General features: G+C 65.9%; 13 protein-coding genes. 3 read left to right on the forward strand and 10 right to left on the reverse strand.

The window, feature by feature from the left end; all coding sequences use genetic code 11:
- Window positions 1-5 precede the first annotated feature (5 nt).
- Window positions 6-2,603 carry a sugar epimerase family protein gene (locus tag A5646_RS07920; RefSeq protein WP_067021080.1) on the forward strand — a complete coding sequence of 866 codons (2,598 nt, stop codon included), beginning with the start codon at window positions 6-8 and terminating at the stop codon, window positions 2,601-2,603.
- Here the strand turns inward: A5646_RS07920 and A5646_RS07925 are convergent.
- From A5646_RS07925 to A5646_RS07960, 9 genes are all read right to left on the reverse strand, one after another.
- Window positions 2,600-3,835, reverse strand: a complete 1,236-nt coding sequence (locus A5646_RS07925; protein ID WP_067021083.1) for a cytochrome P450 — start codon at window positions 3,833-3,835, stop codon at window positions 2,600-2,602. The two genes, A5646_RS07920 and A5646_RS07925, sit on opposite strands and share 4 nt — an antisense overlap.
- Window positions 3,836-3,920: 85 nt before the next feature.
- Complete coding sequence (locus tag A5646_RS07930; RefSeq protein ID WP_065055083.1) at window positions 3,921-4,337, reverse strand: hypothetical protein; 417 nt, start codon at window positions 4,335-4,337, stop codon at window positions 3,921-3,923.
- A 9-nt stretch (window positions 4,338-4,346) separates the two neighbouring features.
- Entirely contained in the window at window positions 4,347-5,405 is a 1,059-nt protein-coding gene (locus A5646_RS07935) for a dihydrodipicolinate reductase (protein WP_067021086.1), read from the reverse strand.
- 13 nt (window positions 5,406-5,418) lie between these two features.
- Window positions 5,419-5,841, reverse strand: a complete 423-nt coding sequence (locus A5646_RS07940; protein ID WP_066869672.1) for a hypothetical protein — start codon at window positions 5,839-5,841, stop codon at window positions 5,419-5,421.
- 12 nt (window positions 5,842-5,853) lie between these two features.
- A complete protein-coding gene (locus tag A5646_RS07945) occupies window positions 5,854-6,549 on the reverse strand; it encodes a hypothetical protein (RefSeq protein WP_066869669.1) in 696 nt (231 codons plus the stop codon).
- Entirely contained in the window at window positions 6,546-6,674 is a 129-nt protein-coding gene (locus A5646_RS30235; protein ID WP_011724800.1) for a hypothetical protein, read from the reverse strand. The genes A5646_RS07945 and A5646_RS30235 overlap by 4 nt, the downstream gene beginning before the upstream one ends.
- A gap of 14 nt (window positions 6,675-6,688) precedes the next feature.
- Window positions 6,689-7,489 (reverse strand): CbbQ/NirQ/NorQ/GpvN family protein, encoded by an 801-nt coding sequence (locus tag A5646_RS07950; protein ID WP_067021089.1) that lies wholly within the window; start codon window positions 7,487-7,489, stop codon window positions 6,689-6,691.
- A gap of 21 nt (window positions 7,490-7,510) precedes the next feature.
- Window positions 7,511-9,061 carry a nitric oxide reductase activation protein NorD gene (locus tag A5646_RS07955; RefSeq protein WP_067021092.1) on the reverse strand — a complete coding sequence of 517 codons (1,551 nt, stop codon included), beginning with the start codon at window positions 9,059-9,061 and terminating at the stop codon, window positions 7,511-7,513.
- A 188-nt stretch (window positions 9,062-9,249) separates the two neighbouring features.
- The gene (locus tag A5646_RS07960) at window positions 9,250-9,915 is read right to left on the reverse strand and encodes a hypothetical protein (RefSeq protein ID WP_231998265.1); all 666 of its coding nucleotides are present in this window, start codon (window positions 9,913-9,915) and stop codon (window positions 9,250-9,252) included.
- A gap of 427 nt (window positions 9,916-10,342) precedes the next feature.
- Here A5646_RS07960 and A5646_RS07965 point away from each other — a divergent pair, with 427 nt between their 5' ends.
- Window positions 10,343-11,446, forward strand: a complete 1,104-nt coding sequence (locus tag A5646_RS07965) for a dihydrodipicolinate reductase (protein ID WP_067021098.1) — start codon at window positions 10,343-10,345, stop codon at window positions 11,444-11,446.
- A 9-nt stretch (window positions 11,447-11,455) separates the two neighbouring features.
- Here A5646_RS07965 and A5646_RS07970 read toward each other — a convergent pair whose 3' ends face one another.
- Window positions 11,456-12,055, reverse strand: coding sequence for a TetR/AcrR family transcriptional regulator (locus tag A5646_RS07970; protein WP_067021101.1), 600 nt, complete (start codon window positions 12,053-12,055; stop codon window positions 11,456-11,458).
- Between the two features lie 207 nt (window positions 12,056-12,262).
- On the opposite strand from A5646_RS07970, the gene A5646_RS07975 reads away from it, so the two are divergent.
- A partial coding sequence (locus A5646_RS07975; RefSeq protein WP_156765549.1) for an SDR family NAD(P)-dependent oxidoreductase occupies window positions 12,263-12,588 on the forward strand: 326 nt, incomplete at its 3' end.

Consider the following 12,588-nt stretch of genomic DNA (forward strand, 5'->3'; position numbering starts at 1 on the left):
ATGACGTGAGAATCGCGGTCACGGGGGCCAGCGGCGTGCTCGGCCGCGGCCTCGCCACTCGGCTGCTCAGCCAGGGCCACGACGTCGCAGGGATCGCCCGTCACCGCCCCGAAAGCTGGCCGAGCGCAGCGGATTTCGTGGCGGCCGATATCCGCGACGCCGACGCGGTCCGACGCGCCCTGGCCGGCGCGGACGTCGTCGCCCACTTCGCGTGGGCGAGAGGTTCCGGACACGACGACCAGGTCAACATCGGTGGCACCCGCAACGTGCTCGACGCGATGGCCGAGACCGGTTCCAGGCGGATCGTTTTCGCGTCGTCGGCCCATGTGTACGGCGGGGGAGAAGGACCGAAGGCCGAAGACGACGCCACGGCCCCGGTCAGCGCCGAGGGCCGACTCAAGGCCGAAGTGGAACAACTGCTCGCGGAATCGGGCGCGGAATGGGTCGCGATCCGTTCCGCGCTGATCCTGGGGCGAAGCGTCGACAACTGGGTGCGCCGCCTGCTGGCATTACCGGCGTTCCCGCACCGGTCGGCCGATCGCGGTATGCAGGTGGTCCACCTCGACGACGCGCTCCGGCTGTTCAACCGTGCGATCGTCGATGCCGAAACCCCGGGCGGGCCGGTGAATCTCGCCGCATCGGGCGACCTGACCTTCCGGCAACTCGCCGCCGCGCTGCACCGGCCGGTCGTGCGCCTGGGCCTCGAGCCCGCTGAGCTGCGACTGGTGCGGGGGACCCCGCTCATGGACACCTCGCGGCTGACAAGCGAATGGTCATTCCGGCCGGCGTGGAAATCGGGCGAATGCGTCCAGGACTTCGCGCTGGCGGTGCGCGGCCGGGTGACCGTGGGCGCCCGGGTGATTGCGCTGCCGTGGCGGCTGGCCAACATCCAGGACCTCCCGTCGGTGGACGCGCCGAGCGGCGACGGCGTCAAGCCCATTTGGGCGGGCGCAGCGGGGGATAACGGGGAATTCGACACGCCGATCGACCCCCGTTTTCCCACCTTCTTGGCCACGAATTTGTCTGAGGCGCTGCCCGGCCCGTTTTCGCCGGCGTCGGCGTCGGCGACGGTTCGCGGACTGCGGGCCAGCGCCGTGTGCGTCGCCGAGCGGTTGCGGCCCGGCGGGACGATCCAGCGCGAAATCGCGATGCGCATGGTCGCGGTGTTCGCCCACCGGCTCTACGGCGCCATCACGACCGCGCACTTCATGGCCGAGACGGTGCCTTTCGTCAAGCCCACGACGGTGGTCAGCAACAGCGGGTTCTTCGGCCCCAGCATGGCCGCCCTGCCGATCTTCAGTGAGGAGCATCCGCACTCCGACACCGGCCGAATTCGCAGGCAACTCCGGACCATCCGCAACATCGGGGTGTTCGGCGTCAACCTGATCGGCCTGTCCGCCGGCGCGCCGCTGGACACCCGTGAGTTCGTCGCCGACGTCGATCGCCTGGAACGCCTGGCCGGCGGCGACCTCGCCGGGCTCGATGATCGTCGGCTGCTGAGCCTGATTTCACTGGCGCGTGACCAGGTGGTGCACGGCTGGGTGCTGGCGGCAGGCTCGTTCCTGCTGTGCGCGGCGTTCAACGTGCTGCTGCGTGGTTTGTGCGGGCGCGAGATCGCGGCGCCCGGCGGACCGGAATTGGTCAGCGCGCGTTCGGTCGAGGCGATGAAGCGGTTGGTGGTCGCCGCGCAGCGCGATCCGAAAGTCACGGCGCTGCTGGCCGAACCGGGCGACCGGCTGGACAAGCTTGCCGTCGAGGCGCCGGAATTCCATGCCGCCCTGCGCGACGAGCTGGCGCTCATCGGCCACCGTGGTCCGGCCGAGCTCGAGATGCTGTCCACCAGCTACGCCGACGATCCCGAGTTGCTCGTGCGGATGGTGAGCAGGGCGATGAGCGCGCCGTCCGCGCCGCAGCCGCAGCGGTCCCGAATCCCGTTGCACGCCAAGCCCGTTGCGGCTCTGGCCACCCAGCAACTGCGCGACCGTGAGGTCCGCCGCGACAAGGTGGTGCGGGCCAACTGGGTGCTACGCACGCTGCTTCGCGAATATGGACGTCGGGCGGTCGAGGCCGGGGTGTTCACCGCCGCCGACGACGTCTTCTATCTGCTCGTCGACGAACTCGACGCGCTCCCCGCGGATGTCGGCGCGCTGGTGGCCCGGCGCCGGGCCGAACAACGTCGGCTGGTCGCGGTGGCGCCGCCGACCGTCTTCAGCGGAAGCTGGCAGCCGACCGCGACCTCATCGGACGCGCTGGCCAGCGGGGACACGTTGCGTGGCGTCGGCGTTTGCGGGGGACGGGTGCGCGGCCGGGTGCGGATCGTGCGGCCCGAGACCATCGACGACCTGCAACCCGGTGAGATCCTTGTCGCAGAGGTCACCGACGTCGGGTACACCGCGGCGTTCTGCTACGCCGCCGCCGTCGTGACCGAACTCGGCGGTCCGATGTCGCACGCCGCGGTGGTGGCCCGCGAATTCGGGTTTCCGTGTGTCGTCGACGTCCAGGGCGCCACCAAGGCACTGCCGCAGGGAGCCATGGTGGAGGTCGACGGAGCCACCGGCGAGATCCGTGTGCTCGAGCTGGCCGCGGACGACGCGCTGAGCTAATCGAACTCCATCTCCAGCTCCACCGGCCCGCTCAATCCCAGCATCGGTTTCCAGCGTGCCGTTGCCACGCGGCGCGGATTGGTCATGCGCCGGGCGATGACTTTGAGGGCCCCGGCGAGTTCGGTTCGGGCGAGATTGGCGCCCAGGCAATAATGGGCGCCGCCGCCGAACGTCAAAATGGGCGGCGGCTCCTCGCGGGTGATGTCGAACCGGTCCGGGTGCGGATAGACCTCTGGATCGCAGTTGGCCGCAAAGGTATTCACCGAAATGAAGGTGCCCGCCGGAAACGTGTATTCCGCGAACGTGACGTCGTCCAGGACGGTGCGCAGGGTGGTGCAGACCGCCGGCGAGTGGCGCATGCATTCCTCGACGGCTCGCATCGCGAGGCCGGAATCGTCGCGCAACATCGCCAGTTGATCGGGATGGTCACACAGCGCGTGCATGCACGCGGCCAGCTGATTGCGGGTGGTGTCGGTGCCGGCGCTGAGAATGCTGAACGCCAGCATGCGCATCTCCGCGTTGCTCAGCCGGTCGCCGTCATCCTGGGCGCGGATCAGTTCGGAGATCAAGTCGTCGGTCAACCGGCCCCGCCGCTCGGTGATCATGTCGTCGATGTAGGCGTCGAACTCATCCCAGGCCCGCATCACGATGTGCTGCTCGTTCGCCAGGTCGGAGTCGAACCTGACGATTTTGAAGATGTCCTCGGCCCACAGCGAGAACTGCTCCCAGTCCTCGGGGGGCGCGCCCAACAGCGCGCAGATGATCGGGATCGGGTACGGCCGGGCGATGTCGGTGACGAAATCGCATCGGCCCGTTCGGCCATCTGAGGCGACCTGGTCGATCAACTCGTTGATCACGGTGTCGATGGTGTCTTCCATGCGCGCCGACGCCCGCGGCGTGAAGGCCTTGGACACCAGACCGCGCAGCCGTCGGTGTTCCTCGCCTTCCATGCCCAGGATGGTGCCGAGGACCCGTTCATAGAGCGGGCCGGACGTTATCCCGCGAGCGGTCATGTGCATGCCGGGCGGGAAAACGAACCGGGGATCGCGAAGTATCCCGCGGGCGAGTTCGTAGCCGAGCACCTCGGGTCCCAGCGGCCCGATGGCTATCGGCGACCGCCTGCGCACCTCGTGGATGCGCGGGGCGACCTCGTGCACGGTGTCCGTGATGTCGTAGTGCAGCGTCGGGAGGTCGGCGTCGAAGACGCTCGGTGCTGCGGTGTCGACGGTCATCGTGTCTCCTTCGGCCGGATCAGCTCGGCTGGTAGCGCTTTGGCCGTACTCCGGTCGGCGCCGAAACCAGCCATACCGTCTCCAATCACGGAATATTGGTCGCCAGGAACGTCAGTGGCAGGCCCAGGATCGACACGTCGTTTTCGTCGAGGTAAGTGCCCTCGCCCTCCATGTGTTGTCGGAATCGCCTTGTCGCGCCGTAGCGTTCGGCGACGGCGTCGGCGCCAGCGGCTTCCGGAACCCCGATCACCACGGTGAACACGCCGTCGCCGTGGCGCTCCAAGAACTCCGTCACCGAAACGGCAACCTCGCCGGTCGATCCCGGGATCGGGCTGATCAACTCGATGCCCCGACTCCAGTCGAGGTGGATGTCGAGGCCGAGCTCGGTTAGCTGCAGGGGCTCGAAGACGAATCCCAGATCGCTGAACATTTGTGCCGCGGCGGCATGTCGTTCCGGTGCCACGGCGAACACGACGTGATGGAGCGAGGGTTCTTCAGGCATCGGCGTTTCCTATCGAGAATCGGCGCGCAGCACCCCACGCGGCAGCAGCAGCGGCAGGTCGTTGTAGGTGACGATCCCGGGAGGGGCGGCGACGACGGCGGGTATCGCGGTGAGCGCCGGCATCGCGGTGATGGTCAGCCCCAACATGATGTAGTCGTCCAGGGTCTGGCCCGCAAAGTCCGGTGGGGGAAGGAAGCTCAGCGTGGTCTTGATCGTCGGCTGGCCCTGCACCTCGATCGTGTAACCCATGTCCAGCGGCCAATCCGGGTCCAGCGATTGGCCCTTGCGCCACCGGCCGCGGATTTCGATGACCTCCCGGCCGGCGACGATCCCCTTCCAGCGGACGTCCACACCGGCGACGCACCCCTTGTTGATCGTCCAGTCCCCGGGCAGGTGCAGATCCTCGGTGGTCTGGGCGTAGTCGACCTCGCAGCGCACGTCGTCGAGGTCGGCGCCCAACGCATCGGCGATCAACAGCACGCCATCGGCGAAGATGCCGGAGCCCTGCTCGGTGATGGCCGGCAGGTCCGGTTGATCGATGGGATAGCCGAAGCCCATGGGTATTTCGGTCGCGGGCGAGTTGTAGATCGTGGTGTCAACCGATTCCAGCATGGAGACCTTGTCCACCCGGTCCGAAAGACCCGCCGACACGATGGCGAACAGTTGGATGAAGCCGGGATTGATGCCGCTGCCGAAGATGGTTGATCCGCCGTCCGCGCAGGCCCGTTCGATGCGTTCGCGTCCGGCACCGAGGTGGTGCCCGGTGATGAACCCGGCGGTGCCCACCACGTTGATGCCCGCGCCGAGGATGCGGACCAGCTCGTCGACGTCCGCGAACATCGGGTTGTAGACCACACAGTCCGGCTCGAGCGCGAGCAGCGAATCAATATCGTTGGTGGCCTTGATATTCAGCGGATCGATCCCGCACAGCTCGCCGACATCACATCCGGCCTTATCCGGTGACCAGGCGTAACAGCCGACGAGCTCGAGCGTCGGGTTGGCGACTATGGCCTTGACCGAGCTCTTGCCGACGTTGCCCGTCGTCCACTGAACGACCCGATGGATCAACGGTTCAGTCCGTTCATGGGTGCGGCGCCGCCTGGGCTTGCCGGGCCAGCCTGTCGTTGTGGATCTTGACGAGTTCGCGGAACCCCAGCCGGTGATACTTCGGTATCGGCTGGATGCCCCAGACGTCCTGGGCGGTGGCTTTGCCCTCGGCGCCCTCGGGCGGCCCGAACGGCGGGTAGGGGTACTTGCACTCCAAAGTGTCGTTGGAATACCGGATCTTCAGTAGCTCGCTGCAGATCTGGGTGAGGCTCAGGGTCGGGTATCCGTAGTAGACCGCCATGAACGGCAGCGTGAAGGCGCCTTCGATCACCAGCGCCACCAGGCATACGAGCACGGCGCGCTTGATCCACTTGTGCATGCGGGCGTAGTACGGCGTGGTGCCGGGCTCGAGACCGGCGGCCGGGTCTTTGTCGTCGGTGGTCGACGGTGCGGTCATGGCATGGCTCCTTTAGTCGGAGAAGATTTCTCGATTGACGGTGTGCAGGTACGGAATCGCGAGGAACGGGGTGATGTAGAAGATGTCGTAGAGCCACCAGCCGATGACCGGGAACACGACGCCGGCGTAGCGCACGTCGGCGAACATGGTCATGTTGAACACATAGGCCGACCAGATCACCACGCCCATCCAGCAGGTGACCACCATCCACTGGTGGCCCCAGCGCTTCATCTGCAAGAAGCCGATCGCGGCGGCCACCCGCATGGAGAACACCGTCAGGATCAGGCCCGCCACGTAGGCCTTCTCGCCCGGCCCGGCGGCGCCCCCGATCCACAGCTCGTTGTAATGCCAGAAATAGCCGGCGTCGAACATGTTGCCCCAGCCGACCATCAGCACGCGGTTGATCAACGTGTGGTTGGCGACCAGGTCCAGGGCCCAGCCCAGGCTGTTGAGCATGCCGTCGATCAGGGTGAGATAGCCGATCAGGGTCACGATCATCGGCCGGACCGACAGGCCGTCGCGCAGGGCTTGGCGTTGCAGCCACACCCCACGCATGAAGATGGGGAACCCGATCAGGCCAGGCGCCCACATGCCCATCAGGGCGGCGCCGACGATCATCCACTTGTCGGCACGCCGCTGAGCCCGGCGCGATTCGTCGTGATGATCCTCGAGGCCGACCGAATTCGTCTGCGCGGCATCAAGGCTCACAGGTCCCACCACCCCCGCGCGAACGACATGTACAGCTGGACGCCGAACATGGCCAGCAGGTAGCCGTAGATGAAGATCTGGAAGACGATGAGCGCCCTCTTGCGTTTCTGCTCTTGTCTGTCCATGCCGTTGCTCCTTTCTAAGAACTGCTCGATGCGTCTGCGGCGCCCAGGCTGGCAGCCGCGACTTCGCGAAGGCCGTCGGTGACGGCGCCGTCGGTGCTCAGTGGCGCGAGTATGCACGCGTCGGCCGCATCCAATTCCGTTGCGCCAGCGGCGATCAGGTGGGCAGCGGTGACCAGCACCCTGGTCGAGGGCGGCTCGAAGTGGAAGGCTTGGTGTGCGGTGCGGATCGCGACTGCGCATCCGACCAGCCGCCTCGCCGTAGCCAACGGAATTCCGGATTCGGCGACGATTACCTCGGCCTCCCGGTCGGGCGGTAAGTAGTGCATTGCCAGCGTCGCGAACCGCTGGCGGAACGACGGTTTGAGCTCCTTGAGCGAGCTGCGATAGGCGGGGTTGTACGAACACACCAGCATGAACTGCGCGGGCGCTTTGACCACCTCGCCGGCGCGATCGAGATACAGCGACCGCCGGTGATCGGTAAGTGAATGCAGGATCGCCAAGGAGTCGTGGCGCGCCTCGACGACCTCGTCCAGGTAGCAGATCGCGGCGGCCTTGACCGCCCGGGTCAGCGGGCCATCGGTCCAGACGACGTCGCCGCCGGTCACCATGAAGCGGCCGACGAGATCGGAGCTGGTGAGGTCGTCGTGGCAGCTGATGGTCACCACGGGCCGCTGCAACAGTGAGCCCATGTGCTCGACGAAGCGGGTCTTGCCGCAGCCCGTTGGGCCGGTGAGCATCACCGGGATGTGGCGAAGGAAGGCCTGCTCGAACAGCTGAACTTCGTTGCCATTGGCGAAATATGTTTCGGTGGTCATCTCTTCCTCAGCGGGTCGCGTTCATGCCGTGACCAGTTCGCGATGGACATGGGCCAGTACCCGGGGTAGCTCCTCGATGCGCCGGATCCGTTGCGACCGGCGGGGTCCGAACACCTCGGGGAGGGGATCGACGCGGGTCGGTCCCACGCCCACGTAGTACATCGACACCCCGGCCTCGTTGGCCTCCTCGACGGCGTGGGCGGTGTCCGCCCAGGCATACCGGCCCTCATAGCCCTCATCGGAGATCAGTCCGTCACCGATGACGATCAGCAGGCGGCGCTCGGAGGCCTGCGCCAGCAGGCGGCTCGTCAGATGGCGAAGTGGCGCACCGAGCCTGGTGTATCCGCGGGTGGACAAACCCAGCCCGCTCGGCGGTACGAATCGGCGGTCGTCGAAGTCCTTCAGGCAGCGGACTTCGACTCGATGACGGGTGTTGCCGGTGAATACGAAGACGCCGTGGCGCTCGTGTGCCAGCGTCATGGCGCGGGAAAGCGCATCGGCACAGGACAACTCCAGCTGGAACACGCGGCCGCCGTGCACCCCCAGCGACGAACTGCCGTCGAGCAGCAAGGCGGTGGTGACATCGCGGCTGCTGGGCAGCAGATCACGGAACACCTTCGGCTCCTTCGCCTCGCCGGTCGCCAGATCGATGTAGTGATCGACGTATTGGTCGACGTCGAGGTCGGAGCCGTCTTCGAGGCGGTTGGTCATCGCGCGGTGGGTGTGTTCCTCGAACCACTTACGCACGTCGACGGCCACCGGCACCGGCCGGCGGGCGTGCCGGCCGTCGGAATGCTCGGCCCGCTCTATCAGGGCGACGTGGTCACGCATGAATCGCTGTGTCCACATGTTCCATTCGGGGTAGGGAATGCCGGGCCGGTGTTCCGGCGTGACGTCGAGATCGTTGTCCTGCGGCCGGCTCGGCGGCGGCAGGTTGGGGTTGCGGACCCCGCCGTCGCCGCCGACCGGAACGGAGTACGGCCGCGGCAAACGCTTCTGCGTCGTGGTCCAGGGCATCCTGCCGAAGCTGCGTCGCAACTTGTCGGCCAATCCGTGCGGCGCCGTGTACGCCAGCGGCAACGAGCCCAACAGTGGGTGAATCGTCAATTCCTGGCTCGTGCCCGCCAATGCGATTGCGCGATTGAGCATTTCCGCGGCGGCCATGTCACCGGCCTCGGCGCGGACCTCGGGAAGTAGTCGACGGACCTCGGGGAGCAGTCCCGGCCAACGCGACGCGATCCAGCCTACTGCGACGCCGCCCTCGATGAGGGCGAGCGCACGCAGTTCCCGGGCCGAGAGCTCGTTGAGGCGATATTCGGTGAGGCGTTCTTTCGACGGCGAACATTGCAGGGCCACGCCACATGTCAGGGTTCGGCGTGTCCAGTCGGGCCCTGAAAGTTGGGGGGCGGGGTAGGGGACGTGAACGAACTTCAGGGCCGCGTTCAGGCCGAAGCCGCGTCGTTCCCCGGTGACCAGCCGCACGCCCTCGCGCCGTTGGTCGCTGAGCGCGACCGCCGTGACGGAGCAACCCCGTTCCAGCGCCATCGCCTGGCCGTCGGAATGTTCAACCATGAGCCGAATGCCGCGTGTTCCGGCTGCCCGGGCCGCGATTCAGAACGTGCCGATGTTGGAGAACAGCCAGTACCAGAACCAGATGATCAGTCCGGTGCCGCCCCAGGCGGCGACATAGCGAAGGATTTCCCATAGATAGCCCATGATGTGACTTCCTCGGTGGCGTAGTGGGTTTCGGCTCGAGCATGTCAATCGGAGAAGAGTTCGCGGTTGACGGTGTGCAGGTAGGGGATGGCGAGGAACGGGGTGATGTAGAAGATGTCGTAGAGCCACCAGCCGACGACCGGCAGCACGACGCCGGCGAAGCGCACGTCGGCGAACATGGTCATGTTGAAGACGTAGGTGATCCAGATGACCACGCCCATCCAGCAGGTGACGACCATCCACTGATGGCCCCAGCGCTTCATCTGTAGAAATCCGATGGCCGCCGCGATGCGCATGGTGAAGACGGTCAGGATGAGGCCGACCTCCAAAGCCTTTTCGCCCGGTCCGGCCGCGCCGCCGACCCACAGCTCGTTGTAGTGCCAGAAGTAGCCGGCGTCGAACATGTTGCCCCACCCGTTGAGCATCACCCGCGCCAGGATGGTGTGGTTCGCCACCAGGTCAAGGGCCCATCCGACGGTGTTGATGGCGGCGTCGATGATGACGAGATAGCCGAGCAACGTGACCAGCATCGGTCGAACGGAGAGGCCATCGCGCTGGGCCCGGCGCAGCAATCGCACGCCCCACAGAAACAGCGGCAAGCCGAAGACGCCTAGGGCGGCGGTGCCGATCAGCAGACTGCCGGAGATGAGCCATTTGTCGGCCTGGCGTTGCGCGAGTTGCGACCGTTCCAGATGTTCGTCGATGGTCAGACCCGTTGGGGGAGCGCCGTTTGAGCCGGCGGTGGTGGCCTCACTGCCGGCATTGCGCTGATGCAGCCTCGGCAGATTCACGAACCCTCCCCGTCTGCTGATCCAATCGGCCTGTGCAATATAACAGGCTGACTATAGTCAGCGTAAGATAGGCGGCCGAGTTTTATGAATCTCAAAGGGTGCACCAGGTCGCCGGCCGTTCTCACGATGCTATAGCGCGTCGTAACCAGCCAATCCGCCCGTCGCGGGGCACCCCGGCGTGTGAGGTACACGCCGAATAACACTGACATAAGTCAGCCCTCAATCGTTGACACAGCTTTCACCGGACGCCTACGCTCAGCGAGCGCTCAGCCGGTGTGGCCTCGTGTGCCGGCGGCGGAAACGGTGCACCCGGTGTAGCGCTGTCGGTGCATGCAAAGGAGTAGCGATGACACCCAAGCCGCCAGCTGAGAAGAAGTATCGCGTAATCCAGTGGGGCGTAGGGAATGTCGGCACGATTGCGCTCCGCCATTTCGTGCACAACCCTGCCTATGAACTGGTCGGGGTGCTGTGCAATCGTCCGGAGAAGGTGGGTAAGGACGCCGGTGAGCTCTGCGGCAAGGCGCCGACGGGGGTGCGGGCCACCACCGACAAGGCCGCCATCGAGGCACTGGACGCCGATTGCGTGTTCTATGCGCCGCTGTGGTCTGACCCCGATGAGGTGTGCCGCCTACTGCGCGGGGGCAAGAACGTCGTTGCCTCCGGCGGCGCCTGGTGGTATCGAACCGAACACAGCAAGGCGGACATCGACAAGATCGATGCCGCCTGCCACGAGGGTGGCACGTCGTTCCATGCGGGTGGTGTCAACCCCGGCTTCGCCGGAGACCTACTCGTGCTGACGCTGGCCCGAATCGTCAGTCAAATCGACACCATTCACATCTACGAGGTGGTGAACTTCGGTCGAGACACGCTGAAGTACCTGCACGAGATGGGCATGGGCAGCGACCCGGCCGGGTTCGAGGACGGCCCGAACCTGTTGGGACAGGCGTGGCCATTGTTCGCACAGTCCATGGCAATGGTTGTCGAGGGGATGGGGAAGACGGTCGAGAGATACACGACTGAGGTGGAGCTGGGGCACGCCACGCGCGACATTCCCTTCGAAGGGGGAGAGACCAGCGATATGCCGGGCTTCAAGGGCGTGATCAAGAAGGGCACGGTCGCTCGCCAGCACCACAAGTGGACGGCGTGGGTAGAGGGCAAGCCCCTCGTGATCTTTCATGAGATATACACGATGGACACCTTCGATGCTATTGAGCCGCAGGAGGATTGGCCTCAGCATTACCACTACCGCATAGTGATCGAGGGCGACTCGTCCACCGAGCTGATCCTGCAGGGGGCGCAGGACCCGGGTGGGGGCTACGCGCTGCCCGGCTACACCTGGACCGCGATGGGCCCGGCGAACGCCATTCCCGCGGTCTGCGACGCCCCGCCGGGGTTCATGTCCCATCGGGAATTCGGGCTGATGCCGCTGCGTGGCGTCATACGGCCCTGACCCGACGGGTCAGGGTTTCAAGCTTCGCAACGTCCTCTCGACGTAGTCTTCCAGCAGCGTGTGGCCAGTCGGCCAGTGGTTGGTGGTGATCAACAGCGCGTACAGACCCAGCAAGAAGAACACCGCACTGTTCATCGGATTGACCTCGGCATCCGTCTCGCCGCGTTCCTGGGCCTGCGCGATCTCCCCGGCGACCAAGACGATCAGCGGGTGATCCCTGCCGTCTTCGGTCTGCGGGCGGGTTTGGGAGAAGTGCAGCGCGAGAAAGTCATTGAACAGCCGATCGCCCAGGCGGCGTTCCAAGCCGACGACCAATCGGACCGCCTCGTCCAATGCCGCAGCGAGGTCGTGCTTCGACTTCAGGAATTGCGCGAACTGCTTGGCGATTCGGTCCTCTTCGCGGCGCTCCAGCTCCAGCAGCACATGCTCTTTGGTGGGGAAGTGGAAGAAGAAAGTCCCGTGGGCCACGCCGGCCGCGGCCACAATGGCCCCCACGTCGGCCTCGGCCATCCCGGCGCGGGCGAACTCGCCGATTGCGGCGCCCATCAATCGCTCCCGCGTCTGCAGGCGCTTAGCTTCTCGTGCCGACAGCCGGTCCGTCACAGCCATTGCTTCCCTCACGGTTGACCTGACTCATGCCAGGATTTCGAGGCTAACCCCGACCAGTATGCCGTGTGTCGACCAAAAACGCTTGCACAACGTGTCATTGTCGAGCGCCACCCGCCACGGCGGATATCTGCGTCCAAAGTTCGTTGACTTTAGTCAGCAATATTCATAGATTGAACGCGCACCACACCGCACATCGGAGGAGCCGGCATGGCGTTGGAGCAGTTCAGGCTGGACGGACAGGTCGCGATCGTCACCGGAGCCGGCAAGGGTGTGGGTGCGGGCATCGCCCGGGTGCTGGCGGAGGCGGGCGCCACCGTGGTCGGGACCGCGCGGACCGAGGCGGATGTCGTTGGCACGATTGCGGGTATCGAGGCCGCCGGCGGCAAGGGGCTGGCGCTCGTCGCGGACGCGATGAGTCGTCCGGATTCAGAGCGGGTCGTCAGCACGGCCATGGAGCGCCTCGGTCGCATCGACATTCTGGTCAACAATGTCGGCGGGTCGACCTACGCGCGATTCCTCGATATCACCGACGA

Origin of the sequence: Mycobacterium sp. 1245499.0, from assembly GCF_001673615.1 — a bacterium.
Lineage (GTDB): Bacteria > Actinomycetota > Actinomycetes > Mycobacteriales > Mycobacteriaceae > Mycobacterium > Mycobacterium europaeum_A.

Bases quoted from the DNA above. Each gene is read 5' to 3' on its own strand.
- A5646_RS07925 (WP_067021083.1), bottom strand. From the start codon at position 3,835: ATGACCGTCGACACCGCAGCACCGAGCGTCTTCGACGCCGACCTCCCG.
- A5646_RS07930 (WP_065055083.1), bottom strand. From the start codon at position 4,337: ATGCCTGAAGAACCCTCGCTCCATCACGTCGTGTTCGCCGTGGCACCG.
- A5646_RS07940 (WP_066869672.1), bottom strand. From the start codon at position 5,841: ATGACCGCACCGTCGACCACCGACGACAAAGACCCGGCCGCCGGTCTC.
- A5646_RS30235 (WP_011724800.1), bottom strand. From the start codon at position 6,674: ATGGACAGACAAGAGCAGAAACGCAAGAGGGCGCTCATCGTCTTCCAG.
- A5646_RS07950 (WP_067021089.1), bottom strand. From the start codon at position 7,489: ATGACCACCGAAACATATTTCGCCAATGGCAACGAAGTTCAGCTGTTC.
- A5646_RS07955 (WP_067021092.1), bottom strand. From the start codon at position 9,061: ATGGTTGAACATTCCGACGGCCAGGCGATGGCGCTGGAACGGGGTTGC.
- A5646_RS07965 (WP_067021098.1), top strand. From the start codon at position 10,343: ATGACACCCAAGCCGCCAGCTGAGAAGAAGTATCGCGTAATCCAGTGG.
- A5646_RS07970 (WP_067021101.1), bottom strand. From the start codon at position 12,055: ATGGCTGTGACGGACCGGCTGTCGGCACGAGAAGCTAAGCGCCTGCAG.